24 protein-coding genes and 2 pseudogenes are annotated in these 26,624 nt (G+C 55.9%); 1 reads left to right on the plus strand and 25 read right to left on the minus strand.

Annotated features, from left to right (window positions below; translation table 11 throughout):
* Window positions 1-110 precede the first annotated feature (110 nt).
* The 17 genes from B7E11_RS24480 to B7E11_RS24560 form a co-directional block, all read right to left on the minus strand.
* Window positions 111-482, minus strand: a complete 372-nt coding sequence (locus tag B7E11_RS24480; RefSeq protein WP_080839711.1) for a cupin domain-containing protein — start codon at window positions 480-482, stop codon at window positions 111-113.
* Between the two features lie 41 nt (window positions 483-523).
* Entirely contained in the window at window positions 524-1,786 is a 1,263-nt protein-coding gene (locus B7E11_RS24485) for a hypothetical protein (protein ID WP_139787304.1), read from the minus strand.
* Between the two features lie 23 nt (window positions 1,787-1,809).
* On the minus strand, window positions 1,810-2,751 hold the full coding sequence (locus tag B7E11_RS24490) for a radical SAM protein (protein ID WP_080839716.1): 942 nt from the start codon (window positions 2,749-2,751) through the stop codon (window positions 1,810-1,812).
* Window positions 2,752-2,781: 30 nt separating this feature from the next.
* Complete coding sequence (locus tag B7E11_RS24495) at window positions 2,782-4,509, minus strand: thiamine pyrophosphate-binding protein (protein ID WP_176220884.1); 1,728 nt, start codon at window positions 4,507-4,509, stop codon at window positions 2,782-2,784.
* A gap of 18 nt (window positions 4,510-4,527) precedes the next feature.
* On the minus strand, window positions 4,528-4,770 hold the full coding sequence (locus tag B7E11_RS24500; RefSeq protein WP_080839719.1) for an acyl carrier protein: 243 nt from the start codon (window positions 4,768-4,770) through the stop codon (window positions 4,528-4,530).
* 25 nt (window positions 4,771-4,795) lie between these two features.
* Entirely contained in the window at window positions 4,796-5,770 is a 975-nt protein-coding gene (locus tag B7E11_RS24505; RefSeq protein WP_080839721.1) for an ABC transporter ATP-binding protein, read from the minus strand.
* 12 nt (window positions 5,771-5,782) lie between these two features.
* The gene (locus tag B7E11_RS24510; protein ID WP_080839723.1) at window positions 5,783-6,586 is read right to left on the minus strand and encodes an ABC transporter permease; all 804 of its coding nucleotides are present in this window, start codon (window positions 6,584-6,586) and stop codon (window positions 5,783-5,785) included.
* Between the two features lie 9 nt (window positions 6,587-6,595).
* A complete protein-coding gene (locus B7E11_RS24515; RefSeq protein WP_080839725.1) occupies window positions 6,596-7,402 on the minus strand; it encodes an ABC transporter permease in 807 nt (268 codons plus the stop codon).
* Between the two features lie 24 nt (window positions 7,403-7,426).
* Complete coding sequence (locus B7E11_RS24520) at window positions 7,427-8,359, minus strand: nucleotidyltransferase family protein (protein ID WP_080839727.1); 933 nt, start codon at window positions 8,357-8,359, stop codon at window positions 7,427-7,429.
* Complete coding sequence (gene hisC, locus B7E11_RS24525) at window positions 8,360-9,424, minus strand: histidinol-phosphate transaminase (RefSeq protein WP_176220885.1); 1,065 nt, start codon at window positions 9,422-9,424, stop codon at window positions 8,360-8,362.
* 31 nt (window positions 9,425-9,455) lie between these two features.
* Window positions 9,456-10,550 (minus strand): phosphotransferase, encoded by a 1,095-nt coding sequence (locus B7E11_RS24530; protein ID WP_080839731.1) that lies wholly within the window; start codon window positions 10,548-10,550, stop codon window positions 9,456-9,458.
* Window positions 10,551-10,577: 27 nt separating this feature from the next.
* On the minus strand, window positions 10,578-11,831 hold the full coding sequence (locus B7E11_RS24535) for an aspartate aminotransferase family protein (RefSeq protein WP_080839733.1): 1,254 nt from the start codon (window positions 11,829-11,831) through the stop codon (window positions 10,578-10,580).
* Window positions 11,824-12,852: a nucleoside-diphosphate kinase gene (locus tag B7E11_RS24540; RefSeq protein WP_080839735.1), complete on the minus strand. Its 1,029-nt coding sequence runs from the start codon at window positions 12,850-12,852 to the stop codon at window positions 11,824-11,826. The genes B7E11_RS24535 and B7E11_RS24540 overlap by 8 nt, the downstream gene beginning before the upstream one ends.
* 18 nt (window positions 12,853-12,870) lie before the next feature.
* Window positions 12,871-13,950, minus strand: coding sequence for a 2-oxo acid dehydrogenase subunit E2 (locus B7E11_RS24545; RefSeq protein WP_176220886.1), 1,080 nt, complete (start codon window positions 13,948-13,950; stop codon window positions 12,871-12,873).
* A 31-nt stretch (window positions 13,951-13,981) separates the two neighbouring features.
* A complete protein-coding gene (locus B7E11_RS24550) occupies window positions 13,982-15,946 on the minus strand; it encodes a dehydrogenase E1 component subunit alpha/beta (RefSeq protein ID WP_080839738.1) in 1,965 nt (654 codons plus the stop codon).
* Between the two features lie 55 nt (window positions 15,947-16,001).
* A complete protein-coding gene (locus B7E11_RS24555; RefSeq protein ID WP_080839740.1) occupies window positions 16,002-16,775 on the minus strand; it encodes a helix-turn-helix transcriptional regulator in 774 nt (257 codons plus the stop codon).
* Window positions 16,776-17,014: 239 nt separating this feature from the next.
* The gene (locus tag B7E11_RS24560) at window positions 17,015-18,055 is read right to left on the minus strand and encodes a hypothetical protein (protein WP_080839742.1); all 1,041 of its coding nucleotides are present in this window, start codon (window positions 18,053-18,055) and stop codon (window positions 17,015-17,017) included.
* 191 nt (window positions 18,056-18,246) lie between these two features.
* On the opposite strand from B7E11_RS24560, the gene B7E11_RS24565 reads away from it, so the two are divergent.
* A complete protein-coding gene (locus B7E11_RS24565; protein WP_275901548.1) occupies window positions 18,247-18,546 on the plus strand; it encodes a helix-turn-helix domain-containing protein in 300 nt (99 codons plus the stop codon).
* Window positions 18,547-18,614: 68 nt separating this feature from the next.
* Here B7E11_RS24565 and B7E11_RS24570 read toward each other — a convergent pair whose 3' ends face one another.
* From B7E11_RS24570 to B7E11_RS24605, 8 genes and pseudogenes are all read right to left on the minus strand, one after another.
* On the minus strand, window positions 18,615-20,108 hold the full coding sequence (locus B7E11_RS24570; RefSeq protein WP_080839746.1) for an MDR family MFS transporter: 1,494 nt from the start codon (window positions 20,106-20,108) through the stop codon (window positions 18,615-18,617).
* Between the two features lie 21 nt (window positions 20,109-20,129).
* Window positions 20,130-20,708: a TetR/AcrR family transcriptional regulator gene (locus B7E11_RS24575; protein ID WP_275901482.1), complete on the minus strand. Its 579-nt coding sequence runs from the start codon at window positions 20,706-20,708 to the stop codon at window positions 20,130-20,132.
* 84 nt (window positions 20,709-20,792) lie between these two features.
* A complete protein-coding gene (locus B7E11_RS24580) occupies window positions 20,793-22,412 on the minus strand; it encodes an alkaline phosphatase family protein (RefSeq protein WP_080839750.1) in 1,620 nt (539 codons plus the stop codon).
* Window positions 22,413-22,445: 33 nt separating this feature from the next.
* Window positions 22,446-22,952 (minus strand): GerAB/ArcD/ProY family transporter, encoded by a 507-nt coding sequence (locus B7E11_RS24585; RefSeq protein ID WP_080839752.1) that lies wholly within the window; start codon window positions 22,950-22,952, stop codon window positions 22,446-22,448.
* A 109-nt stretch (window positions 22,953-23,061) separates the two neighbouring features.
* A pseudogene (locus B7E11_RS31140) lies at window positions 23,062-23,463 on the minus strand (Ger(x)C family spore germination protein); the annotation flags it as partial.
* 27 nt (window positions 23,464-23,490) lie between these two features.
* A pseudogene (locus B7E11_RS24590) lies at window positions 23,491-24,253 on the minus strand (spore germination protein); the annotation flags it as partial.
* A gap of 229 nt (window positions 24,254-24,482) precedes the next feature.
* Complete coding sequence (locus B7E11_RS24600) at window positions 24,483-25,298, minus strand: DUF2935 domain-containing protein (protein ID WP_080839754.1); 816 nt, start codon at window positions 25,296-25,298, stop codon at window positions 24,483-24,485.
* A gap of 485 nt (window positions 25,299-25,783) precedes the next feature.
* Entirely contained in the window at window positions 25,784-26,596 is an 813-nt protein-coding gene (locus B7E11_RS24605) for a polysaccharide deacetylase family protein (RefSeq protein ID WP_080839756.1), read from the minus strand.
* Between the last annotated feature and the right edge of the window lie 28 nt (window positions 26,597-26,624).

The raw sequence follows: 26,624 nt of genomic DNA on the forward strand, positions 1-26,624 counted from the left end.
CAATCGCGGCGATTTGAATTCCTGTATAACTTTTACATAAGTTAATTATATTGCCGATTCTTCCGCCAGTAAAGCGCCCGGAGGCGATCCGCGGCGTTTTTTTGCACCATCTAGCTTCGTTTCGTCAGTTTCTCCAGGTCCTCGCGAAAGCGAACGTCTTCCGCGTCCGATTCGACGACGTCCTCGGGATCGTAGCGGGGAAAGAGGATCGACAGAATGGCCGCGCTCTCCTTCTTGAAATTGATAAAACCGTGCGGAACGCCGCGCGGGACTTTAAAGACGTCGCCCTTCTCGAAATCGTGCCTGACGCCGTCGATATAATAGGAAATTTCGCCTTTGATCAACACGTAAACCTCGTCCGTTTTGAGGTGAATGACGGGTTTATAGCGGGCCAACGGTTCGATCTCGACCAGATCGATCACGCCGCCCTCGAAGCGAAACACCGTTTCATAGGCAAGCAAATCGGGGATGACCGTCTTCATTGCGTTCAACCCTTTCACTGGATTAGCGCTTTGGCAACCCGTTATGTTTTCGCGGCCGGCGCGAAGAGGCCGAGCACATGCTTGGCGACGGTTTCCGCTCCGTCGTTTCCGAGCGCATGCATGAAAGACTGCCGCTTGGACAGAACGGCGTCCTCCCGGCTTGTGCCCAGCAATCGTTCAAAGCCGTTCCGTACGGATTGCCGAAAGGATTTCCCCCGCAAGGCTTCTTCGAGCATGCGGAGAAGCCGCCTCGTTCCCTCGATTTCCCCGTGGCGCGCCGTTTCGCGGCAGATTTCCACGAATCCCTCCGTTACAGCCAGACGGTCCGCCAGCCCGGAATCGATAACGGCTCTCGTCTGCAGCACCTGGCTGTAGTTGGTCGGCGGCAGCAATAACGTCGGGATTCCGAGACCGAACGTTTCATAGATCGAAGTCAAGCCGGGGACGATGGCGATATAGTCGCTATTCTTCAACTGTTCCATGAAGGCGGAATGCGGGAAGCGGGCCGCCGTTAACGACGTTTGGCCGGCCTTGCGCGCAGGGATGATCGTTTGCAGCTTTTCCGGGCCGCAGATAAACACCTCGTCCAGCCCCGCGCCGCGGGCGGCCTCCCAGCCGATTTCGGCAATCTGGCGGGCGTATTCGACCAGCGCTTCCTCTCTCGTGTCCGGATTGAACAATCCGCCGGTACTGATGAGCAGTCTTCTTCTCCGGTCGGCTCCGGGTCGCGGTCTCTCCTGAAGATGCCGATCGAGCAGCGGGGCGATTCGAATCGGATTGCGGATCGAGGGGTCGACCGGGAAATCGGTCAAATAAGCCTGCATCAAAAATTTGTCCGCGCCGGCGAGCAAATCCTGCGGCCGCTTTATCTGCGCAAGGCGGGCTTCGTTATCGTACAAACCGCGGATCGAATCGATCTGGGATTCGATCTCGGGATGCATCCAGGGCAAAATATCCACATATACGACCGGCACCCGCCGCTGCTTTGCAAAAATCGCCAAGACCGGGTTCGTGTTGACCAGCGCCAATGAGGCGCGCGAAACGACGTCCTGGATTTGTTCAAGCGCGGAGAAGCTCTCGGTATTGACCTCGACGATACGGTCGATGGCCGGATGACCTTGCAAAAATTCCAATGAGCTTCCCGTTCCGAGAAACACGATGTCGAACGATCGCTTTTCCGCGCCAATCGCATCGAGTATCGTGGAAACGGTCGAAGCCGGACCGTAGCAGTAGGAGCAAGCATCGACCAGGATATAGTCCGACGGCGCGGCGTCCGGCAATCTTCCGGCTGACAATGGCTTCACCTTCCCTCTCCCCGATCCGGGCTTCAATCGACCTTTCGGATAAGCGGCAGCGGGTTTTCGTAGTTCCAGATTTTCGAGAACGAGACCGACATGCACTCTTCGCATGTCGGATGCTTTTTGTAATCGTTGCCGAACGCGGCTCTGGCTTCCGAGGACAGGATTTCCTCCAGCGGCTGCTCGCTTAAATCGCCGTAGACGATGTCGTCGTCCGACGACATGACGCAGCAGGGAGTCACCTTGCCGTCCATCAGGACGTACAAGCCGTTGTTTACCCAAGGGCACCGGTGCTGCTGCGCGATATCGAACGGAGCGTAAATATCGAGCCGTCCGTATTTCAGTCGCAGCAGCTTGACCTCATGGCCTAAACCCTCGCGCTGCCGGGCGGTTAAGTTCCCGTCCACCCCTTCCATCGGATAGAGCGGAATGAACTGAATCCCGCTGCATCCCGATCGGGCCGCGAACATGCACAGCGGCTCCAATTCCTCGATCGTCCGTCCGGAAACGACGGCGTTCAGAACCACGTTCAGCCGCGGATTGATGTCCTTGAAAGCCCGGATGTTTTCCGCGATCCTGTCCAGGCTCCCGCCGATGCGAACGGTTTTCCAATATTCCGGCTTCAGGCTATCCACGCTAACGTACAACACGTCCGTCATCGGCAATAGGTTCGGGACCCGCCGATTCATCACCATCCCGTTCGTCACGAGCTGCACCGATAAATGCGGCATGCCGCTCTTCAACAACGAAACCATGTCCAGCAAATGCGGATACAGGAACGGTTCTCCGAATCCCTGGATGAGAACTTGCCGAAGCTCGGGCAGCTTCCCGAGCTCGAACACGATCCTCTCCATGAGCGGCTTGTCCATATGGTCGACGCTGTCGCCGTAAACGAGCGTTCGGGCGCAGTACGTGCATTTCAGGTTGCACGCCTTGGTAGGCTCGATTTGAACCCAATGAATGTGCCGCATCCATGATCCCTCCTTCTCCCGGGAACGCGTCTATTTGACCAGCTTCGATCCGAGCGATTGAGGCGGCTTCGCCTGCGGATCGACAAGCAATTCGACGAGATAAGGACCGTCGGTTCGCTTTGCCCGGAGAAGCGCCTCGACGAATTCCGTCTCCGAAACGGCTTTTGCGGCCGGGATCTTCATGGCGTTCGTCAGCTGCACGAAGTCGATATCGGGCATGTCGGTCCCGACGTATTCTTCATTGAAGATGTCCCGCTGCCAATGCATCTGGGTCCCGTATCCTTTATTGTTAAGCACGATCCAGACGCACGGAAGGCCGTACTGCACCGCGCAACTGATCTCCTGCAGGTTCATCATGAACCCGCCGTCGCCGCATACCGAGTAAGCTTTCCCGCTGCCTTTGAGCACCGACGCGATGCCGACCGCCGCGCCGAGGGAGTAGCCCATCGCGCCCCATCCGTAGTTCAGGAACAACCGGTTCGGGTGCCGGATCTTCAGCGAAAGCATTCCCCAGTAGGCGTTTTCGCCCGAGTCCAGGATGACCGCGTCGTCGTTGTCCAAATATTCCGTCAGCAGCGAATACGCCTTTGCCGGATGCAGGTAGTTCGGATCGTTGCGGCTTTCCAGCACCCGGTAAGTCGGATAATAGCCGTGCAGGCTTTTTTGCTCCCGGATGAACCCGGTCGGATCCTCGAAAGCGAATCGGCTCCGGGCTTCCGGCATCGCCTGCAGCACGTCGGTCAGAGAACCGTGAATGAACAGCCGCGGCGTCAAATTTCGCCCCAATTCCCTGCGGTCGATATCGACATGGATCAATTTTTTGGCGATTTCTTCGTTCCAGCCCAGCGTCGTCAAATATTGCAGCGAAATGCCGAGGCCGACGATCAGATCGGACCGCTCGAGCAAATATTGATTCGCGACATCCTGCCCGTAGCACCCGATCATGCCCAGCGACAGCGGATGGGTTTCGTCTACGATGCCCCTTCCCCCCAGGCTGGTGCATACCGGAATACCGCAGGCTTCCTGCACCTGCCGCAGCCGTTCGATCGCCGTCGGTCCGGCGGCGTATACCCCCTGCCCGGCCATCAGCAGCGGGCGCTTGGCCTCTTGAAGAAGGGCGATCAGCCTCCGGATGGCGTCGCCTGCGACGGGCACGTCCGAAATCGGTTCGTCCAGGACGTCCATTTTGATGCCGGCGTTGCCGGAATCTTCGCACTCGAGCAAAAAATAATCCGTCGGAACGTCCAAATGAACGGGCCCCGGTCGGCCGCCGGTCGCGATCCGGTACGCTTCCCGGATCGCGCTTTCCGCATCGTCCCCTTTTTTCAGACGATAGCTCGTCTTGCACACGTTCCGGTAAATCCCCATAATATCCGGCGACCGGTTGACGCCGGAGCCTTCCTGGATGCCGCCTTTCCCGAGTTCGTCCGAAGCCGCTTGTCCGGTAATGACGATCAGCGGGATCGAATCGTAGTACGCTCCCGCGATTCCGGTCAGCAAATTGCTGGCCCCCGGTCCCGACGTGCTGATGCAGCACCCGCAGTTGCGCGTGATTCGGGCGTATCCGTCCGCCATATAGGCCGCTCCCTGCTCGTTTCGGGCGGCGATCAGCCTTAGCCCGTTTCTTCGGTTGATCGCCTGGAACAAAGGCAGTATGCGCCCTCCGGACACCCCGAAAATGGTTCCGATCCCCAGCTCCTCCAACGTCTTCGCCATAATGTCCGAGTTGGTCGTCCTGACGACCGAAGCCGCTTTCATCATTTTCTCCCGCCCTTTCTAATTAAGATAGCGTTCCAGCAGCTCCGTAATTTTACGAACGGTCTCGAAATTCTCGAACAATAAATCCTCGTCTTTTATTTCGATCCCGTATTTTTCTTCCAGCAGAACGATCATATTGATGATTTTGACGGAGTCCAATCCCATCGAGATCAGGTCGTCTTCCGGATCCAGTCGTCCGCCGGCAACCGAATCGTCCAAAATGCCGGTCAACATGCCCATAATATCCTCTTTCACGAACATCAACGGATTCCACTCCCTCGTCTCTCTACTTTTCGAGAATGTTCATCAAAATGCTTTCGATCGTATCCTCTTCCAGACGCAGCGACGTAATCGTTTTCCCCTGGGCCGACAATAACGCGACGGCTTCGCTGGCCGGCAGCATCCGCTTGTCTCCTTCGATCGTCTGGACTCCGTCGAGGGCGGATACCAGCCGAAGCCCCGGGAAATCCAGCCGTAACGGTTCGGCGCAGCCGACGGCGATCGTATAGGTATAGCCGAACGTATCCTTGAATCTGGCGACGGAGCCGTCGAAAAACAGCTCTCCTTGATGAATGAAAATGATCCGGCTGCATATTTTCTCGATATCCGACATGTCATGGGTCGTCAGCATGACGGTCACGCCGTCGTTTCGGTTGATTTCGGCGATGTAGTCCCGGATTTTGCTCTTGGCCACGACGTCAAGGCCGATCGTCGGCTCGTCCAAATACACGACCTTCGGATCGTGAAGAAGCGCGGCCGCAATATTGGCCCTCATCTTTTCGCCCAGGCTCAATTGCCTGACCGGCCGGTCGATAAACTCTTCCATGTCCAGCAATCGGGTATACATCTCCACGTTGCGGCGGAATCGCGTTTCTTCGATGCCGTACATCTTCTGATAAAGCCTGAAGCTGTCCGACATCGGCAAATCCCAAATGACGCGCGACCGCTGGCCGAACACGACGCCGATCTGCCTGGCGTTTTCCTGCCGCTGCTTGTAGGGGATCAGGCCGTCGACCTTGACCGTTCCCGACGTAGGCGTCAGCACGCCGGACAACATTTTGATCGTCGTCGACTTGCCGGCGCCGTTCGTTCCGATATAGCCGACGATTTCCCCGGGCTCGATCGAGAAGCTGATGTTTTTGACCGCTTCCTTGATGACGCGCTCCCGGCGGAACAACGATTTGACGTGGTTAATGAAGCCGGTCTGCCTTTTGTTGATTTCGAAATGCTTTGTCAGATTTTCGACTTCGATAATGGCCATGGACGTCTCCCGTTAAGAACCCGTACTCTGGTATTTTTTCAAATTCCGATTCCAGAACCGCACGCCGCATCCGAAGACGAGGAAGCCGACAACCGGGGTCAGGAATTGAAGCGCCGCGATCATCTCCCATTCCCCTTCCTTGTCCAACAGATAGTGGGCCGGATAGTAGTTGATAAAGGCGTAAGGGAGAATAAAGGTCAGCGCCGCCTTCAAGACGACCGGAAAGATCGAGATCGGATAGCGGATAAAATTGATGATTTCGAAAAAAAACAAGCTGATCAGCCGCTCGCCCCGAACGACCCGGAAGCTCGGCGCGGATAAGAACAGCATGCTTCCTCCCTGGATGAGGGCCCCGCCCAAAATGCACAGAATCAACATCAGGAGCTTCGCCGGCGTTAACGCGAGATCCAGGTTGGCGATGCTGACGGCGAGAACGACGAACGCCAACGCGAAATGCCGAAGGTAAACCGCGCTGAAGTTGGACATGATTTCGTACGCCAACGGGTGAACCGGCAGCGTTAGCGAGCCGTCGAAATCGCCGGATTGAATGCGATGGCTCAACGTCATGCAGCTGCCGAAAAAAAACGATCCGGCGATGGCATACGACATCAGCTGCAACGCATACAAAAAAACGATCTCGTCCCGGTTCCAGCCCAGAAGGGTTTGAAATTTGCTGACCAGAATCCACAGCAGCAAAAAATCGACGGCATACGAAAGCATCTGCGAAAAAGACGACAGCAAGAAGGCGCTTCTGTATTCGAACTCCTGCTTGTACTTGACCGCGACAAACGCTCTAAACGTCGAGAGCCATGCCATCCCGCACCGTTAACCTCCTTGGACGAATACCTTTTCGGCGGCTCGTTTCCAGACGATCTTTTCGATCGCAAGCAAGATCGCCATCCATGCGACCTGCATCGCCATCGTCTTGACGGCCTCGCTCGCGTCCAAGCCTAAATAAATTTCGATCGGCTCGAACGTGATATAGCGAAATGGCAGCCAATCGCACAGAACGGCCAGCCAATCCGGATAAAACCATAACGGCACCACCCCCCCGCCGAACAGCTTCGTCAAGCCGGCAATCAAAAAGCCGATATAGTAGGGACTGACGATCCAAAATGCCGACAGGCTCAAAATATAGATAATATGGTAGGAAATCAAAATGCCCATGACGATGGACGGTACGAACAACAGAAAATGCAGGGCGGATGCGGGTGCTGCGGCTCCGTACAGGAGAAACGTCGTCAAGACGGTAACCGTTCCGTAAAACAAAATATCGAACAGATTTTCGCCGATGCTTTCGGCAAACAGCTTCCATTTGAATTCCACCGGCATCGTAAAGTCGACGATAATGGAGCCGTCGCGGATCCGGTTGCCGATAATCGAGCTCGCTTCGAAATACGTGAAGTAGCCGACGACGCTGTTAATGATCACATAGGACATCATCTCCCGAAGCGTGATATCGACCGTTCCCGCATGAATGAGCGCCGTCCAGAGACTTCCTTGCAAAATCGCGACGGCGAAGCCGTTCAGCATGATGAGCCATGCCTGGGAACGATAAACGAAGCGCTGGTGGAAGGCATATCGGACGATCATGCGGTAGAGCGGAAAGTTCCGGATCAAGGACGCTCCCATTTCTGCACCTTGTCTTCCAAGCGTCTACAATACGCCTGTGACCAGATTGATTTTCTCGATGTCGGCCGCCGTCAGCTCCGGCTCCAGCAGCCCGAATAAATCCGGATGATCCAATCGGGTCTCGAAATCGATGTTCCAGGCTCTCTTTTCGCTTTCGGCAAGGCCGTACATCCGAAGGTCCCGAACCGCTCGGGGCGTCTCGAACCGCTTGGCGTGCTCGGCCAGCGCCTCGTCCCGGAAAACCCGATTCGTGTAATGGAAAAGGTAGTACAGAATGCCGTCGAGGTCGTACGTTCGGCTGTATTCCAGCAGCTCGTCGATTCGGGTCTCCATATGCCGCTTGTAAAAGCAGTAAATGTCCTGGAACATATAGGTCGCGAACGGATTTTTCAGCTTGAAGCCGTAAATCGAGTTCATTTCCTTATAATGATGCAAGCAAAGCTCGATAAACGCATGCATTTCGGACAACGTTTTGACCGTCGTTCCATGCAGGTTCATCCGGACCGTATCCGACAGAACCTCCGAAAGAGCGATTCGCTTGCCGTCGTATTCTCCCCAATAAATGTCGACATTCACGTCGATATTCATCAGCCGGGTGTCGTATACATAGTAAAAAGGCGCGACTTGGTGGGAGCGGAGAAACATGATTTTTTCTCTGCGGGTAAGTTCCCTCGGATTGCCCCGTTCGTCGAACAACAGATTTCGAAAATGGTATTTATGCAAAATTTCCGTCACCCGGTTCAGCTGCTCCCGGGGCACCAGCAGGTCGATGTCCCCCGAATCGCGAAACCCCGGCTCGCCGTAGGCCATTACGGAGAGGGGCTCCCCTTTGATGACCGCATACGGAATGTCCTCCAGCTCTTCTGCGATCGGTTTGAATAAAGCGTACCATTCCGCGTTTTTTCGAAGGATCGAATCCTCTTGGATCCGCAGGTGTTCCGGATGTTGAACCTTCATTTAGACCCTCTCTCCCATCGTCAGCATCTTGAACGCTTCCGCGACCCGATTCATTTGTTCCCGGGTTCCGAACGATATGCGGATATGGTTGCGATACCCGAAGCCCGAAAGATCCCGAATCGCGATCTTGAATTGACGGTACATCCGCTCGACAAAGTCGGCGCTGTTTTCCATTCGGATCGTGACGAAGTTGGCCGAACTCGGAATATAGGGAATGCCGAGCTCCTCCAACGCCGTGCAGAACCATTGCTTGATCTCGTCGTTCCGCCGGACGACGTGCTTCAGATGCTCCCGGTCCCGAAAAGCCGCCAGGGCCGCCGCCGACGCGAGGCGGTTGAGATTGTACGGCAGCGCGTTGCGGCTGCTTTGAATCGCTTTCAGGTTTCGGTTGTTCGACAGAGCATAGCCGCACCTGAGGCCGGCAAGACCGTAAGCTTTGGAAAAGGTTCTCAAAATCAACGCGTTGTCGTGCCTCTTCACGATTTCTGCGCTCGCCTGTTCTTTTTCCGTATATTCGATGTAAGCTTCGTCCAGGACGAGCAGGGCGCCGTACCGCTCGCAAGCCTCGGCAAGGGGCCATAAGTCGCCGGGAGGGATAAACGTGCCCGACGGGTTGTGAGGGTTGCACAGGAACACCATCGCGGTATGCTCGTCAACCGCTTCGCATAGGCTTCGCACCGTACGTTCGTCAATCGGGCATTCGACGAGCGACCTATTCGCCAATATCGCCGAATATTTATAGCCGCCGAACGTTTTTTCCGTCGTGACGACGTTAGGCCGCTCGCGATTCGCCAGCAAGGCTGTCAAAAAGATGAGCTCGTCCGTGCCATTCCCCAGAAAGACCGCTTCCGGATCCAAACGGTATCGGTTCGCGATTTCCGTTCGGAGCTCCAAATAATCGGCATCCGGATAACAATGAACGTTCGCGATTTCCGAATAAAGCGCTTCAAAGGCTTTCGGAGAGCAACGGTACGGATTTTCGCTAAGCGACAAACGGATGTCGCCGCCGTTCAACTTGGAGCCGCTGAAGATGGTAGGTTTAAATTCCGCGAGCTTGTTCGCCATGTGCATCTCCATTCTGCCGATCGATATTGGCCTAAACGCTTGTTTCCAGAAACTCGACCGCATCCAGCCGTTCCAACGCAGCCGCGTATCGCGTGAAGATTTGATCCGCATACCGGATTCTGAGTTCCAAATCGTAGTCGTCGGAGCCCAAATAATTGAGTTCCCGATAGAAATGGCACAGCAGCGATTTGCGGAAGTCGGCGAAAAAATGCTCGTAGCGATAAGACGTGCGCTGCAGCCCGGCCGCCGTATAATAGTGCCTGAGCAACCTGTCGCAATCGGCATCGTTCAGCCCGGGCTCCGCGTTTCCGACGAGAAACAGCGAAACGTCATAGGCCGCGTTCCCGGTTCGAGCCAACTGCCAGTCGATGACGGCCGCCAGTTCGTTCCGGGCGTCGAAAACGAGATTGTCGAGGCGCAGGTCGAAATGAAGCAACGATTGCGGACCCCGCTCGATTTCCAGCCATACGTCGATATAGCTGCGATTCATGGCATCGAACTTGCCTGCGAACGAGCGGGGCATCACGCCTTCGAAAAGCTGCCAGGCGTTGCGCCAATAGCGCCCGAATTCCTTCCGACTGAAGGACAGCTGCTCCGCCGACCATCCCTTCAGCGACGGACGGTAATCCTCGATCGAAACGAACCCGTGCCGATGAAATCCGGCCAGCTTCTCGAGAACGGAGGCCGCCGCGTCCGCCGAGCAGCCCTTGAACTGGTCGCCGACGGCAAAATCGCTTAAATCCTCCAGAACGATTACGAAATCTCCGGTTTCCTTGTCGTAATCGCTGTAGTAGCAGACCGGGTAAGGCAGCATTCGCTGCAAAGGCAGCACTTCGTTGTACGCATAGATCTCTCGTTCGTAGAAATTCAAATAGTTGAATACGTCTTTGCCGTCGTTGCTCTGGGTTTTGAGGATGAACGATTGCCGGCGGCATTCTCCGTCGCGGTCGTAATCCAGGACAAGCTTGTACACGCGGCTCGTCAAGGCGATCTTCGTCTTCATCGGCAGGAGATCGTAGCTCCTAAGCTCGGCCCCGGGCCGGGCCGCTTTCTTCAAAATGCGCTCGACGACCGATTCGCTGACAAGACGAACGGCAAGCGGGGTATCCGTCGGTTCCGCGTTCATGGCAAAGCTCCCTTCGTCCGGCCGAGGTCAGATCAATTGCTTGTTCGCATCCAGCACGCGGCCGATCGATTTATCGAACGCGGCCAACGTATGCTCCACTTCTTCGGCGCCGTGGGCGCCGCTCATGAACCATTGGGACAGCCAGGAGGAATTCGGATTGCTTCGCAAATCGCCTTTAAACAAGCTGACGCCGTTGTTCATCAGTTCTTCGATCAGCAAACCGTAAAGGGCAACATTGTTGCAGGTCAAAGCTTCGTAGCTGTTGGAAATGCCGGACTTCTCGGTGTAGTAAAATTGGAAGACGGAAGGAAAACCCTGCCAAATATGAGGGACGGACCGTTTGTTTAAAATGTCGTCGATGCCGGCGATCAGTTGGCTTCCGAACCGATCGAAGCGATCGTAGAGATCGCTGTTTTGAACGACGTCGAGGACCGTATGGGCGACGGCTACGGACAAGGGATTGGCATCGTAGGTAGCGGCCTGATATACCGAACCGTCTCCCAGGAGGCTCATGACTTCCGCCGTCCCGGCGCAGATGCCGATGGGAAGCCCTCCGCTGAACGCTTTGGAGTAGGTGACGATGTCCGCGTACACGTCGTAGTGCTCCTGCGCCCCGCCAAGGGCAAGGCGGAGCCCGGTAATGCACTCGTCGAAAATCAGCAGCGAGCCGTTTTGCCCGGTTTTCCGCCGCAGAGCCTGCAGGAAGCCTTCGGCGGGCGGAATCGGGCCCGCGTGACATAACACCGGTTCGCAAATGACCGCCGCAATGTCGTCCCCGTATTGACGGAATACTTCGTTCAGCTGCTCTTCGTCGTTCCATTCGATCGCGACGATTTTGGCGGCGTAATCGTCCAGAAGCCCTTTGTCGTAAGGAAGCTCCGGCACGAACCGGGCTATCTCCTCCGTAAACCATCCGTGGTAATGTCCCCAGAACTTGACGATGACGCTGCGGTTCGTATAGCCTCTCGCCAGCCTGATCGCCAGATGAACCGCTTCCGAGCCGCTGTTGACCAGCCGCACCGCGTCCTTTCTGGCGAGCTTTTTGATCTTGTCGGCCAGTTCGTAGGCCAGCCGGTAATGATGGTCCCCCACGTTGACGCACTTGCCGGCCTGCTCCCGAATGGCCTCTACAATCCGCGGATGGGAATGCCCGAGAATATGGCAGCAATTGCCGAGCAAATAATCGACGTACCGGTTGCCGCGTTCGTCGACAATCCAGGCGCCGCTGCAGCGATCCACGTAAATGTTCGATTCGGAATAACGGTTCGACAGGCTATCCAAGGCTTAACCCCTCCGTTTGGCGTTCCGGTTGGATATTCATCTTCCGGCAAAATTTCCGGAACGTCGTTTTATCGACCGCCAGCGCTCCCGCGGCGATGCGGCCATTCGATCCTCCCGTGAGCAGCAGATGCTGCTCGTCCTCCGCGATGACTTCGAGGCGGGCGACTTCATGCTGCGTAAAGCGCGGATCGTAAACGACGACCCCGTCGATGCCGATACGCTTCATGCCGATAATGATTCGCTCCGAATCCGCGTCAAACGGCCGATAATCCATCACGCAAACGCCTTTTTTCGATTTGACCCAATTCACGAAGCTTTCCGCGGCATCGTCTTCGACTGGGAAAAACGGGTCGGCGGCAAACGAATGATCGGGAGGCAAATAGCCGATCAGGCCCAGCCGTTCGTTGCGGAAAACGCATGATTTGGCGATGCCGATCAGCACGCGAATCCGATCGTTCGCCAGTGCCTTGCAGCCCTCGATCGCCGTCAAATCGGCGCCGTAATCGAATAGTACGCCCGCCCAGTGCAACGAACTTCTCTCGTTCAGGTTCCGCAGCGCTTCTCCGACGTCGCCGTCGACTCCGCCCGCTTTGACGTTCAAATCGGCGTACTGCCCGTATTTGACGCAGTCGAGTTCGGGAAAGAGATATTGAAAATGCTCGTAATACTCGTTGCCGCAGTCCGGAGAGTGAATCAAATTTTCCATGTCGTTGCCGGACAGCCCGTATTCTCCCCGAATCCGCTGCTTGATCTCGATCAGTCTCGCGATGGCATAGGGTCCGCGGACCAGCAGCGCGATCACCTCCGACTTCGACATGTACTCGGCGTAGGCCTCGACGTCGAATTTGGTTACGATCCGGGTCAGGACATCCCGACGCTCCAGCTTCAGCGTTTTCGTTCGGACGACCTGGAGACCGTTCTCCGCGATCCGCCTGACCAATAGATCGTAAATCCCTCTTTTCACTCCGTCCGGCTTCAGCAGGACGATGCCGTGTTCCTTTTCCTCGGAAACTCTGTTCATGGCGCCTCCTTCCCGGAATCAGCCGTTATAGTGGCCTTCGATTTTATCCTTTAATTCCCGCAGGAACATGGCGGCTCTCTTGCCTTCGGTAACGCGATGATCGAACGAAAGCGACAAGGTGACCCGCCGCAGCCTGTCGTCGAACGAAGAGATGCCCAACGTCGCAGCCTGTCTCTCGCTGACGAGCGGCGCGAAAAACGCGACGCCGGTGTTGGACAGATCGCTGATCGTAAAGGTGCTTCCTTGCACATCCTGCGGTCCGACCGCCTTGCGGGCGTATTTCTTCATCGCTTTCATGACGGTGCTCTGGATTTCCGCCAAATCCATCCCCCGGACATCCGGCAGCTTCACCACTTTCAGCCCGAGGCCCATATCGATCGCCAGACCGATACGTACCGCTTGGTAGTAAGCGATGCCTCCGTTGGCATAGAACGCGTTCAATTCCTTGTATGGCTCCAGAAGCGCCGAGGCCCCTTGAATAACGACGGGCAATAAATAGCCGTTCGACTTTCGTTCGGGGAATCGGTCTACGAAGTCCACATGCGTATAGACCGTGCTGGTGACGCTCCCTTGCTTCAGGAAGCTGCCGATTTCCGCCTTTTTGACCGGGGCAAGCGGTCGATACACGGTTTCGTCCGCAGAGGGCAAAGCATCCGCGCTTCTCCCGATGTCGGAAAGCGCTTGCTGCACGTCGCTCCTGCCGACCAAGTCCCGACCCCGGAATATCGACCGCTCCATCTCATATAACGAGATGAGCTCCAACGCCCCCTTCGAATAAATCGTCGCCTCGACGCCTCCTCCTTCCTCTTCGGGCGCTTCTTCGCGGCCGCGGCGCCCGGCGGAGGCTGCGAATGCTTTTTCCCCGTGAATTCTTGCCGCGACTTGCCTCAGTTTCAACGAAACGCCTTCCTCGCATAAATACTCGATATAGCCTTCGGCGCCCGCCTCGATCGATACGACGGCTTTCGACGCCTCGATTTCCAGAATCGTCTCCCCCGCTCGAATCCAGTCCCCGTTGCGGTGAAAAAGCTTCGTTACGCGGACAAATTCGTCGTTGACGAATTCCTGCGGAATGCAGATGTCTTGCAATACAGCCAAACCGTCGTCCCTCCGCTCCGTACCCATGGTTTCAGCCGGGAATCCGTTGACGCCATGCAGCCTGGGATTTTCTTCCGATCGTTTCGATAATCCGGGTTCGGTTCACGAGAATGTCGGCCTCCAAATTTTTGTTGGACGGAATCGGACAAGGCAGCGAGGCGATCCTTTGAACGACGATTTTCTGTTCCGTTCGTTCGGACACGGCGGCGATGATCTCGCTTCCGATTCCGTGATGTCGGCTCCCCTCCTCGACGACGTATAAGTTCCCCGTCGTTTCGGCGGAGCGGACGATCACGTCGCAATCGATCGGTTTCAGTTTGGAAAGGATGAGCACTTCCGCCTTCACGTCGTGTTCGATAAATAACGGGACGATGCAATCCATCACCGCGTGGCTCGCTCCGCCATACGTCACGATGGTGGCTGTCGGAGGCGAAAGGACGGGGCGAATTCGGACGATCGGGTAGCCGTTGACGACGGCCTGCTCGGATTTGAAAGGGATCGGCGGCCTCGCAGCGACCGGCCGGGCATAGTCCAGCTTGTTCTCGATGACGATGACCGGCTGTTTTTCGTTGTCGAGAACGGACCTGTAAATCTGCCCCGGGTCCACGAACGAATTCAGCGCGACGACCTTGAGGTTGTCGACGGTCAGCAGCAGCTTGTCCAACGTTTGCGAATGCGTCGGGCCGTAGCCGCGCCCCCCTCCCATGGGCGTTCGGATAACGATCGGACACGCCGTCTGACCGTTGAACATATATCCGAACTTGGAGGCGTGGTTGACGATCTGGTCCATGCACAGCGTGATAAAATCGCCGAACATGATTTCCAGAACGGGCCGGTACCCCGCCATCGCCAGTCCGCTGGAAATGCCGGTGACGGCCGCTTCGCTGATGGGCGTGGAGAAGACCCTGCCGGGATATTTTTCGCTCAAGTCTTTGGCGACTTTAAACGCTCCTCCGTAAGGAAACGAGACGTCCTCGCCGATGAAAAGCAATTTCTCGTTGCGCTTCATTTCCTTTTCGAAAAACGAATGGATCCGATCGGCCTGCCGTTCGCCCGTTGCGGACAGCTCCGTCCAATCGCTTCGCGCCTCGCGCTCCTCCTCGCCGCTGAAGTATTCGCTCAAGCTCAATTCGCCGCCGGCTTCCGCTTCCCGGATCGTTTCGTCCAAATGCCGGTCGATATCGTCCACCAGTTCTCGATAAACGCGCGGATGCTCCTGCCGAAAAACGTGGATCGGATCGATCGCGGCATACCGCTCGACTTCGCTTGCATCCCGGTAATCGTCTCCCTTGGAATGCGGATTCAACCGGTACAAGTCGACCAGATGAAAGGCCGGCATGGATGCGTCCCGCACATAGTCCACGCTCGCTTTCGCATTGTCGAACAGCTGCTCCAGATGCCAGATATCGCTCTGGAACGTTCGAAGGCCGAAGCTTCTTGCCCGTTCCAAAATGTCGCCGGCGAGATGGTCCGCCAGTTTGGTGGATTGGGCGTAGTAATTGTTTTCGCATACGATCAGCAGGGGAAGCCGCCATTTGGCCGCGATGTTCATCGTCTCGTACAAAACGCCTTCCCCCAGCGTACCGTCGCCGATGAACGCCATGACCACGTTTTTCGCCGCGTTCAGCTTTAGCGCCATCGCGAAGCCGGCCGCGATCGGGACCATTCCGCCCTGAATGCCATTCGAAAAAAACTTGCGGTTGCAAAGATGCTGGCTGCCCCCGATCCCGCCGCAGGCGCCGGTTTTTTTGCCCATCAGCTCGCCGATCAGGCTTTTGCACTCTTTCGTGTAGGCGATATAGTGTCCGTGGCAGCGATGATTGGAAACGACGTAGTCGTCCGCGTCGATATGCCGCATGAACGCGACCGGCGAAAATTCCTGTCCGACGCAGGTATGAACGGTTCCATTCAGCTTGCCGAAGGAAAAGAGCTCCAGCAGCTTTTGCTCGGCCCGCCGGATCAAGATCGCTTCCCGCATGCATGCGATATCCGTCATGACGGTTCCTCCGAAGCGGCATGGGCCGGGAATTCAACCTTTCGGAAAACGAACCCTAACATGTATCCGCCTCCCGGAGCGATTTGTTCATTCGGTATTCGCTCGGCGTTACTCCGTAATGCTTTTTGAAATAGGTGGCGAGCTGGGATCTCGAGATGTAGCCGACCGATAACGTGATATCGTTGATGGACAAGTCGGTGTCGGCCAGCAGTTGCCGCGCCTTATCCACGCGAACTCTTTGCAGATGCTTCATCGGAGAGCAATGAAAGACCTTCGAATACGTGTTGCTCAAATAAACCGGATTGCACTGCAAGCTGTCGGCCAGTCCTTCCAACGTCAGAGGTTCGCGGTATTTCATGCGGATCGTCCGGTGAATCCAAATGAGACGGGGGTCTATCCTTCCGTGCGCCGGACTCGGTTTCGGCAAATCGAATTTTTGCAAAAGGGCGGTCAGCATGTCGCCGACGCTCTCGGAACCGGCGTCCGGGCACCGCTCGGACCAGGCATGGAGCGCTTCGGCGAACGTTCGGAACTCCGATTCGGTCTTGTCGCAGATGAGCGGGCGCATCGTTCTCAGCTGTTTCTTGTCTTTCGGGGCGAGCGCGGTCAGCTTGACCGTAACCGGCTTCGGCGAATGGTTTGCGATCGCGATCGCGCTGCCGATCGCCATGAAGCCGCCCGGCACGGCGTAGCTTTTGCCGTTTTTCTTGACGGTTATGGAATCTTCCGGCTCGATTACCAACAGCTTCGTCGCGTCCTCATGCCAGAGTTCCGAATATCCGGGAGTGATCGTCAGTCGAGGCATAGCGGCGTATACACTCCAATCCATCCTCTCACCTCCGAAATTTACATCCGGAAAATATTTTTACTTCATTTTAACGATGGCAATTACCTCACGCAATATAAATATGTATTAATCTGTAAAATTGATTCTCGTCTGTAAAATTGGCTGATTACCCTTGCGATAAAATGAACGCATCGGCTCATGCCGGAGGGGAGAGGCGGGAACGCGGTCCCGATCGGAGGGAAAAATTGTCGATTTCAGGCGAGACCGCCGGATCGCGGACGCTAGCGGATTAGCATATCCCCGATGCGGCTAAGCTCGCTTTTTTCGTTTATTTCTATTTTTTTCAAAAGTTCGGTCATGAAATCGAGATTTTTTTTGTTAAATTTCACCGAATTTTTCAAATATAAATGATGTAAAATTCGAACATCCTTCCATACGTCTTGATAGCGCGAATAAGCTTCGCGATCCTCGATATAACCGATGTCCAGCAAATGCCGGATTCTTCGGAGCATAACGGTTTTATGGTTCAACAGCGTCTGGAAGGTCTTCATATGCAGCGAAGCTCCGGTTTCCGTCTGCGTTCGCAATCTGTCGGTCAGCAGCCGATAGATGCCGATCCCGAAGACGAGCTCGGACTGGTTCAGGTCGATCCCCAAATTGAAATTGGGAATCGCCGGAACCTCCGTTTTTCTGGAAAGCACGTAGTCCTCGAGCGCGCGGGCGAGATGCCGAGGGCTTAATTCGGGACGGATGCCGTAAGGACGATCCCGATACGGGAATCGGATCAGTTCCACCGTCCCGTTCATGCTTGTAACGTCCTGACCGACCGTCTTGAAGGCCTTTTCGAACAAGGCAAGCGGCACTTGCCGCTCTTTGGCGAATTTCGGGGGGGAGGAGAAATAACCCGCGGCGAGAAGCGCGTCTTGCTCGGCATCGTAACCGTAGAACATCACGTGATGCGGATAATCGTACGTTTGGAATGCGGAGGTTCCGGGGATATAAAATTCATTGACCAGCGTGCTGAAGTAATAGCCTTGTTCGAGACAATCCAGCACGAAGCCCCGGATATCGGGAAACCATCGATTAACCTGATCGCGATGGAGCCGCGAAAGAAAAAGGTTGGGAATGTCCTGGGGGCGCGATGAGGTGGCAAAGTGAATGAAGTCTGCCGTTTTGTCCGGAATCGCGAACAAATGAATGTAGTTGGCGTACACCCAATTCAGCATTTGCTCTTGCGTCAAGATGATCGATTGGACAAACGAATGCAAAGAATGAACGTCGACGATCGGGTCGGTTAACGGAAGGCATATGCTTCGGCTCATCCCCATCCCTCATTTCTATAAATTCCAGTAAAAGGATTCCCCCCTCATGTTATCCCTCCGTTATCCTGTCGTCAACTCCGGCGCTTGCGGCAAACAAACGTATGCCGGCCCCAATCCGGGGCGTCGGGCTTGCCCAGCAGCGCCGATCCCGGATAATAAGCGATGAACGCCATCTTCCCGCCCTTTGCCGCATGAGCGAACGCTATATGGAGCCGTTGACCGTTTCCGAACTGAGCGCCGTCGTCAATATGAGCCCGAGGCATTTCCAACGCTGCTTCAAAAGGCTGACGGGCCGATCCTTCTACCAAATGCTGCAGCATATCCGGCTGGAACGGAGCGAAAGCCTCCTCATCGACACCGACATGAGTGTCCAGTCGATCGCCCGCCACGTCGGAATTTCCGATCTGAAGCACTTTTACCACCTTTTTCATCAGAAATACGGCGTCACCCCCGCCGTCTTCCGCAAAAGGCTCGGCAAAGCCGACCTATAAGAACGAATCGCCGCAACAAAAAACCTTGCGCCGCAAGGACGCAAGGTCGGGAAATCCAGCTTGGCCGATTAGTGGTTGATCATCGCGGCCGGCTCCGCATTCGGAGCGTTCGTATCCTCGCGACCGGAATCCGTCGGCTTGGGCTGGCGCAGGAACAGGCTGAACGCGATGCCGAACGCCGCGACGCAAGCGGCGAGCAGAAACGTGTCTCCGTATCCCTGCACGACCGCCTGCAAAGGGTTGGCGCCTTCCGCGGCGGAAGCCTCATGCTCCTGGATTTGCGAGGTCAGGTAGCCGGTCAGCCCCGCGACCGCGAACGACACGACGACTTGCTGGGCCGCGGTCGTCAGCGGCGTCACCCGGGTGACGAGCCGGCGCGGCGCCGAGTTCAGGACATGCGTATTAAGCGGCATCATCGAGAAGCCCATGCCCAGCCCCATCAGGCCCAGCGAAACCATGATCGCGCCGGTGGCGGTGTCGACCGTAACCCGCGACAGCAAAAAGAGAGCGGTCGAGATGGCGGTCAGGCCGAAAAACGCGAGCGGCCGGGCGCCGATCCGGTCGAACAGACGGCCGCCGATGGGCATCCCGATGCCTGCGCACAACGCTTGCGGGAGCAGGATGAGCCCGGTTTCGAGGGCGCTGTAGCCTTTGACGGACTGCAAGTACAGCGGAACGATGATCATCGACCCGAACATCGTCAGCTGGACAACCCAGGCCAGCAAAATGCCGCGGGTGAAATCCGGGGAGCGGAACACGCGCAGCTCGAGCAGCGGCTGCTTTTGCCTAATCTCGACGAAGATGAACAGAACGAGCGCCGTGCCGCCGACGATCAGGCCGGTCAGCGTCTGCGCGGACGTCCATTCCGTCCCGCCCTCGCTGACGCCGAACGCCAGCATGGAAAACGCGATCGGCGCCAAGATCATCCCGAGAATATCCAGCCGCGGCGGTTCGAGGCGCTCGGCCTTCGGCAAAAACCGCATGCCCAAAATAAAGGCGACGATCCCGATCGGCAGATTGATCAGAAAGATCCAATGCCAGCTGACGGAATCGACCAGCCAGCCGGACAAAATCGGGCCGAGCGCCGGCGCCATCAGCATCGGAATGCCGAGCATCCCCATGATCGAGCCCCGTCTCTCCGGCGGAGCCAGCCGGAAAACCATCGCCATGCCGATCGGAGCGACCATCCCACCGCCGAGCCCTTGCAGCACCCGGAACAAAACAAGCTGGAACGGCGTCTGGGCCGCTCCGCACAGCACGGAGCCGATCGTAAAGAGCGTGATCGTCGTCAAAAACACCTGCTTCGCCCCGTAACGGTCGGTCAGCCACCCCGCGAGCGGGATGACGGCGGACAAAGCCAACGTATAGCCCGTCACGGTCCATTGAATCGTCTTCAGATCGGTCCCGAAATATTCGACGAGGCTCGGAACGGCGACATTGACGACGGTGCTGTCCAAAATTACCATGATCATGCCGACGATGATCGCCATCATCGCGGGCAGGATCGCTTTCAAAGAAAATTCGGCGCTCGGGCCGGAAGCTTGCGGCGCTGGATTCGACATCGGTTTCTCTCCACTCTCCCGTTATTTTTCTTTTGTATATTTGTAAAAGTAATGGTCAAAAAAATGCGAAATTTGCTCTTCGACCGGAAGGGAAGTCAGCAGCGGCTTGCTTGCGCCCTTCGTGTCCTCCCGACTGATGCAAGTCGCTTTGATGACGGGCGTGATGACCGCCGAAAAAATGTGCTGGATCATCAGCAGCAGCCGCTCCGGATCTTCCTCGCCCGTAATTTCCTTCAACAGCCCTCCGAACTTTTCCAGCCCGTGCGTCTTCAGAAACGTGACGTATTCGGTTTGAGAATCGAACAGGCTTTCCTGATCGAGCGCCCGCTTCAGGACTTGGGGCTGGTTTCGCATCGCTTTGACGTAATGCACGGTGAACTCGCGGAGCCGGTCGAGCGGCGCGAGTGACGCGTCGTCCAAAACGAACAGCGTTTCGCGAAGCGATTCGAACCGGATTTTCAGCGCCTCGTTAATCAACTTTTCCTTCGAGCCGAAATAATAATGCACGAGAGCCGAATTCGTGCCGGCCATTTCGGCGATTTTCCGCGTCGTGACGTTTTCGGCTCCTTGCGAATCGATCAATTCCTGCGTAGCTTCCAAAATTTTTTGCCGTGTCGTAAATCTGCACCCCCTTCTTTAACCAACGATTAAAACAACAGTTTAAATCATTGATTAAACTTACGCCTATTCCAAACGTTTGTCAATAGCCCCGTCTTGTCCGGTTACGAGCCGGATGAGATAAGGCTTCAGATCCACCATGCGCAAATATTGCGGCTTGCGCTCCGTCCCGGCGATCAGAAGCGGAACGAGCGATTCCGTCTTGCCGACGGAGCCGTGGCCGCCTCCGCCCTCGTGCGTCGGCGAGCTTTCGTCCGCCAGCTCGTATCCGGGCTTCGCCGTCACGACCAGATAGTCGCCTTCATGCGAATGCAAAGCGGCCGAAAGCTGCCGGAGGACATCGGGATAATACCCGTACTCCAGCGAATGCCGGGAAGCGTCGGTTTTCAAATCCAGAACTTTCGCATCCAGCTCGACGGTCCACGCCTGGCGGTAGCGGTCGACCAACGTTCCCCCGGCTTTATACCGGAGCTGCCTGCCGGTCCCGCCTTGGACGACGCGAATCCACTCCCGTTCTTTCCAGGCGACGAAATCGATCCGCGGCTCGCGACGAAGCGCCTCGGCAATGTCTCCCGACTTGCGGCCGGAGCCCAAATTGTAGACGTACGCCATCGTTTCGTTGACGGCGAGCACGATTTCCGTCTCGGCCGAGACGTCCTCTCCCGTTCGCAGCACGCGGTAATCCCGGAGCAAAGCGGGCAAGTCGATTTCGGAATTTTGTCCGGCCGGCAAAATTTGCGTCATTCCGCTGTCCCCGGCTACGACGATTACCGCCTCTTCCAACGCTTTTTCCGGCGACCCGAACGCTTGCAGCAAAGCCATCAGCTGCCCGTCCAGCTTTTTTACTCCTTCCAGCCCCGGCGGTCCGTCCTTATGCAGCTCCCTGTCCAGCTCGGGCAAATAGACGAACAGAAAATCCGGCAGCCGTCCGGTTCGAATCAAGTGCCTGACCGCGCCAAAAGCGAAATCGTGGCCGAAGCCAAGCTTGTTCGCCACGCCGTCGCCGGGGACGTTCTCCTCGCCTTCGAACGGATTGGACAGCGTTCCCAGCGTCAATAAATCCGGGCCCTTCACGCGAACGGTTTCGGGCAAGGCGGTCGGAACGTTCATCCATTTGGGAATCGAAAGAACATGCTCGGTCCGTCCCCGGTAGATGATGCCGTTGATCGAGCCCGATTTGTATCCCAGGCGCGCCAAGTCTTCATAGATCGTCGGAAGCTTCGGATTCAGGTGGCTGCCGTTCAAGCGAACCAACGCGTCGGCAAGCACCGGGTCGACCCCGAGCTTAAGCACCTCCATTGGACCGGTTCCGTAATTGACGATTTTTCGTTCGGCCGCCGAATACCAGACGAGTCCCGGTACGCGGTGCTCGTCGGGGTATTTGCCCGTCAGCAGCGAGCTGTCGATCGAAACGGACATCGTCGGAAAGGAGCTTACCAAATCCTTGTAATACTGCCCGCGCTCGATCAAAAATCGAAAAGCGGGCAGCTCCCGCTTGCGAACGCCCTCGTCGATCGCCTGCGGCATGAGCGAATCCGTCATCAGGAAGATCACTTTTTTCGTTTTTTCGCCTTTGGCGGATTTTGCCCGCAGCAAGTCCTGGACGTCGGGGGTTCCCCTATCGCATCCCGCGATCAGAAGCAGCGCGGCGGCTGCGAGAAGCAGCCGGAATCGTTTGCCGTACATAACAATCCCCTTTCAAGCATTCGAAGCCGTTTTTTAGCGTGAAGAAACGCCTTTTTTCGAAAATATCCCCTTCGCCGCGATCGTCGCCGCAAGCAGCAACGGAATCCAGATTTGAAAGACAGGAAAATGAAATCGCAGATTGTATTCGAAACCGATCCAGATGTGGAAAATATAACTCGGCGAAGTAAACGTGAGCAGGTAGATGAACCCCCCGGTCAGCAGCGTGACGACCCCATGGCGGCTGTTTTTCCATAAAGAAGAGAGTCCGAGCGCGGCTCCCAAATAAAAAGCGGTCATTTTCACGAACAGTCCGACATAAATCAGCAAAATGACCAAGGGGTCGACTCTTTCCAGAAAATCGGCGATTTCGATCAGACGAACGGCGCGCAATAACGGAAAGCTAGAAATGCTTGAAATCGACGGGTCGAGAATCGTCAGGATCAGGATATTGAAAAAGATCAAAAATCCGCCAACGAACAGATAAGACCATAAGGAAATTTTCGCCAATCTTTTTTGCTCGTTCAAATGCTTCCAAAACATAAGAAAGACGACGATTTCGCCGAACGGAAAACTGATTACTAGCGGATGCTCCTTTTGCCCCAGCCGGCTCCATTCCTTCGGATATTTTTATAAAAGACGTCGCCAATGCCGGCCGCGTCCGGCTTTCGGCCGGACGCAAAAACATATCGAGGATCTGGCCCACTCCTTGATCGCGAGCGACTTGTTCGCTGATGATGAGAGACGTATTGTGGGAGAAAAACAGTTCGCGGGACGTTTCCGAGCTTGACAACTGCATCGCTTCCCTCGGTGTTCTCCCTCTCGTCGAAAAGATGGTGATGGGGGACTGGTTTCCCGCCCCGCCTCCGCCCGTCTGGGTTGCGATCGATTGCGGAATGATGACTTGAAAGGAGACGACCCATCGGTCTTCGCTGCGGTCGATGGCCGTTGCGGCAACGATGCCGATCGAGTTCAGCTCCTTGCTGTCCCAGCATCCGGCCAGAAGGAGCGGAAACGCCAAAATCAACAATCGTAACGGGGACTTTCGGATCATCGTTCTCACCTCTTCCGCAAACCGTTTTCACTTGTCGTTCCGTTCGGGCGGATTCGGCCGAAGACTTTTCTTTTCCCGGACCGGGTTTTGCGGGCTGATCAAGCGGGGCCTCAAGATCATCGCCCACCAGGGCACGCGAACGAACACGTCTTTTTGATCGGTCGGAGCGAACGGAGCCAATGGCAGCATATAGGGAATGCCGAAGGAACGCAGTGCCGTCAGATGGATCAGCATGGCGTTCAGGCCGGCCATGATCCCGAACAGGCCGAGCGTCGCGGCCAGCACCATGAAGCTGAAACGGAGCAGCCTCGTCGAATTGGATATGCTGACGGAAGGAGCGACGAAGTTGGAAATGGCCGTAAACGCGACCACGATAACCATCGCCGCCGACACAAGCCCGGCCTGAACGGCGGCTTGTCCGAGCACTAAAGCGCCGACGATGGACACCGCGGAGCCGATGGCGCGGGGCATGCGAAACCCCCGCTTCGCGGAGCACTTCGAAGGTAAACTCCATCGCGAGCGCTTCGACGAAAGCAGGAAACGGCACGCCTTCCCGTTGCGCGGCAAGGCTGATCAGCAGCGTCGTCGGCAGCATTTCCTGGTGAAACGTAGTGACGGCGATGTAAAAGGACAATCGTTCGCTACGCCGTGCAAATACATCACGGCAACCTCGGTCTGCGAGATGCGTCCGATTTCGGTTCACGACCCATAAGTCCGGACTTCGGAATTTGCGTCGGATTAACGCCGTATTCGTCCGCAAATTTTCCGTAAAGCCATCCTTCGGACCGCGCCCGGGAATTTCCCCCGCCCGAAGCGGAGACGCTGTTGGCGCGTTTGCGTTTTTTTCGTCCGGTAAAAGGCCACATCGCACTGTTCCCCCCGCGCTGTTCGTCCCTTCTCAGGATGGCCCTTTTTTATTCCCCCTAAACTTTCCATCCTTTCGATTGGGATAAGCCGCCCATAAAAAAAACACCCTCACCGCGGGGGTGTCGGGTGTTTCGTGCCGATCGTCGGGACCGCTACGCTTCGACGCGAGCTTCGGTTGGATCGCACTCGGGAAAGGGCAGCGCTCCCGTTTGCGCCAGCTTGATCAAATAATAGCATTCCTCCCGCGCCATATGGTCCGGCATCAACGGGCTGATGATGTCGAGCGCTTCCGCCTTCAGTTCCAGCTCCTCCAGCTCGTGCAAAAACTTGCGAAACAGCGCCATTTCGAGATCCACCTGCCTGTGGAATCGTCCCATGGCCGGAAAATCCTGCAGTCGGGTTCGCATGTAGCCCGCCATTTCGACCGCTTTCAAATAAAGCGCCTGGAAATGTTTTTCGAAGTCTTTGCTTTTATGCAGCAAATCCGCTTCTACCCGGTCGAGCCCCATCGCGATCGAGCCCGCGTGGCCGAACGCGTCCTGCAACCACAGCAGGTCATGATGCAGCGGATGATAAACCGGAACCGGCCGTCCTGCCAGCAACGCATCCAAAATACGGACATATTCCTCCAACTCGTTGACCATATGATTAAAAAAAGTAGGGGGCAGCGAAACCGTCACTTCCCCTTTAAGCGATCTCGCGAGCAAATCCAGTTTGAATTCGCGAAGCGCCATCGTCGCTTCATGCGCGGCCGCGTTAAGTCCGCCAAGGTCCGAGCCGGGCCCGGCGGAACGCGCCGTCTCCAGCAGCCGATCGAACTCGGCAATAAAGCGCTGGGCTTGCGCAATATCATTTTGCTCTTTCGGCGACAAGGCGTTGAAAATAAAACGCGAGTGGTCGCCCAATATTTGCAGCCAAAACCTGTGCTCGAAAAGTGCGGCCGCATGGTCGTTTCCTTGCAGGGGCAATTGAACATCCTCCTTTTTCCGTCGGCATTTAGGGGCTACAACAATTTTATGTGCCGGCGCGGGAGGAGATTCTCTTTTTGCCGATTGGACGCTGCGATTTCATATCCCCTTGTTTCAGCTCGGAGGATCGGACCTTCTCATCCCTCTTCGCCTCCCCTTATCCGTATCCCCTCCGCTCAGCAGCAGCCCTTCATCTTCTATGTGCTGCCCTATCCGTATCCCCTCTTCTCAGAAAGACGAAGGGGCAAAAAAGAACCCCCTTGCCTGAGCAAAGGGGATATCCATAAACGGAACGTTGAATCGTGAGCAAATGAAGTTTTCCCGTCCATGCCCGAGAAGTAAAGTTCGGAGAACGGGTGCGGGCTTATAAAAAATACGTCTATAGCGGGAATGCCGCATTTCTGAACGAAGGGGATACCGATAAGGATGGTTTAAAACGAAATATACTCCTCTCCTCCCTCCCCTTGCCCGAAACCTTCGACCGTTTATACGAGGGTAATCTGCTGGCCGCTTTTGACCTCGATTACCGCTTCATCGGCGCGAATCCAAACGCTCTGGGCGGTCGGGTTGTAAACAAACTCCATCCCTGCCGAAAACCGAAGCTGCCGGTACGCTTTGAAATAATCGACGATTTCGATGTTCGTCGCATACCAGATCTCTTCCCGTCCGCCGACAAATTCGCAAAATTGCTCGATGAGCTCCCAGTTGTTATCCTGGTCGAACTCATAACTGTGGCCCCAAACGTACATTAAAATCAAATGCTGCGGCTTGTCGATTCCGACAAACGTTTCGGCATGCTCCATCAATTGCTGTTTATGATGGCACGTAGCTTTCCACTCGAGCCAATCGTCAGGCAGGCTGAAGCTTCCGGTCGTTTGCACGACGCGGGCATATTCGATTCCGAGGTGCGGAAGCATTTCCTTGAGTTGTTCCGAATAAGAACCGTTCGGATAGGACATGCCTCTGACCGTATAGCCGAACAGCCGTTCCAGTTTTTTGCGGTCTTCCATCACTTCGTGCACCATTTGTTCCCTTGGGCATCTCGCAATCGATGGATGCGTTAGCGTATGCGCCGAAACCTCATGGCCTTGATAAAGCGCAACGGCTTCTTCTTCCGTCAGTCTGCGTCTGGCTCCCGCTTGGCCGAACAGACCCGAATTAAGATGGAACGTGCCTTTTATTCCATGACGATTAAAAATGTTTACCAGCCGCTTATCGGCCTCGACAGCATCGTCATAACTCATCGTAAGCGCTTTATACTTTCCGTGCGGGTAACAAAGGTGGACTTTTGCAGACATGATTTCGACCTCTCTTCTACTTTGAAAA

Source organism: Cohnella massiliensis, assembly GCF_900169535.1.
Taxonomy (GTDB): Bacteria; Bacillota; Bacilli; order Paenibacillales; family Paenibacillaceae; genus Cohnella; species Cohnella algarum.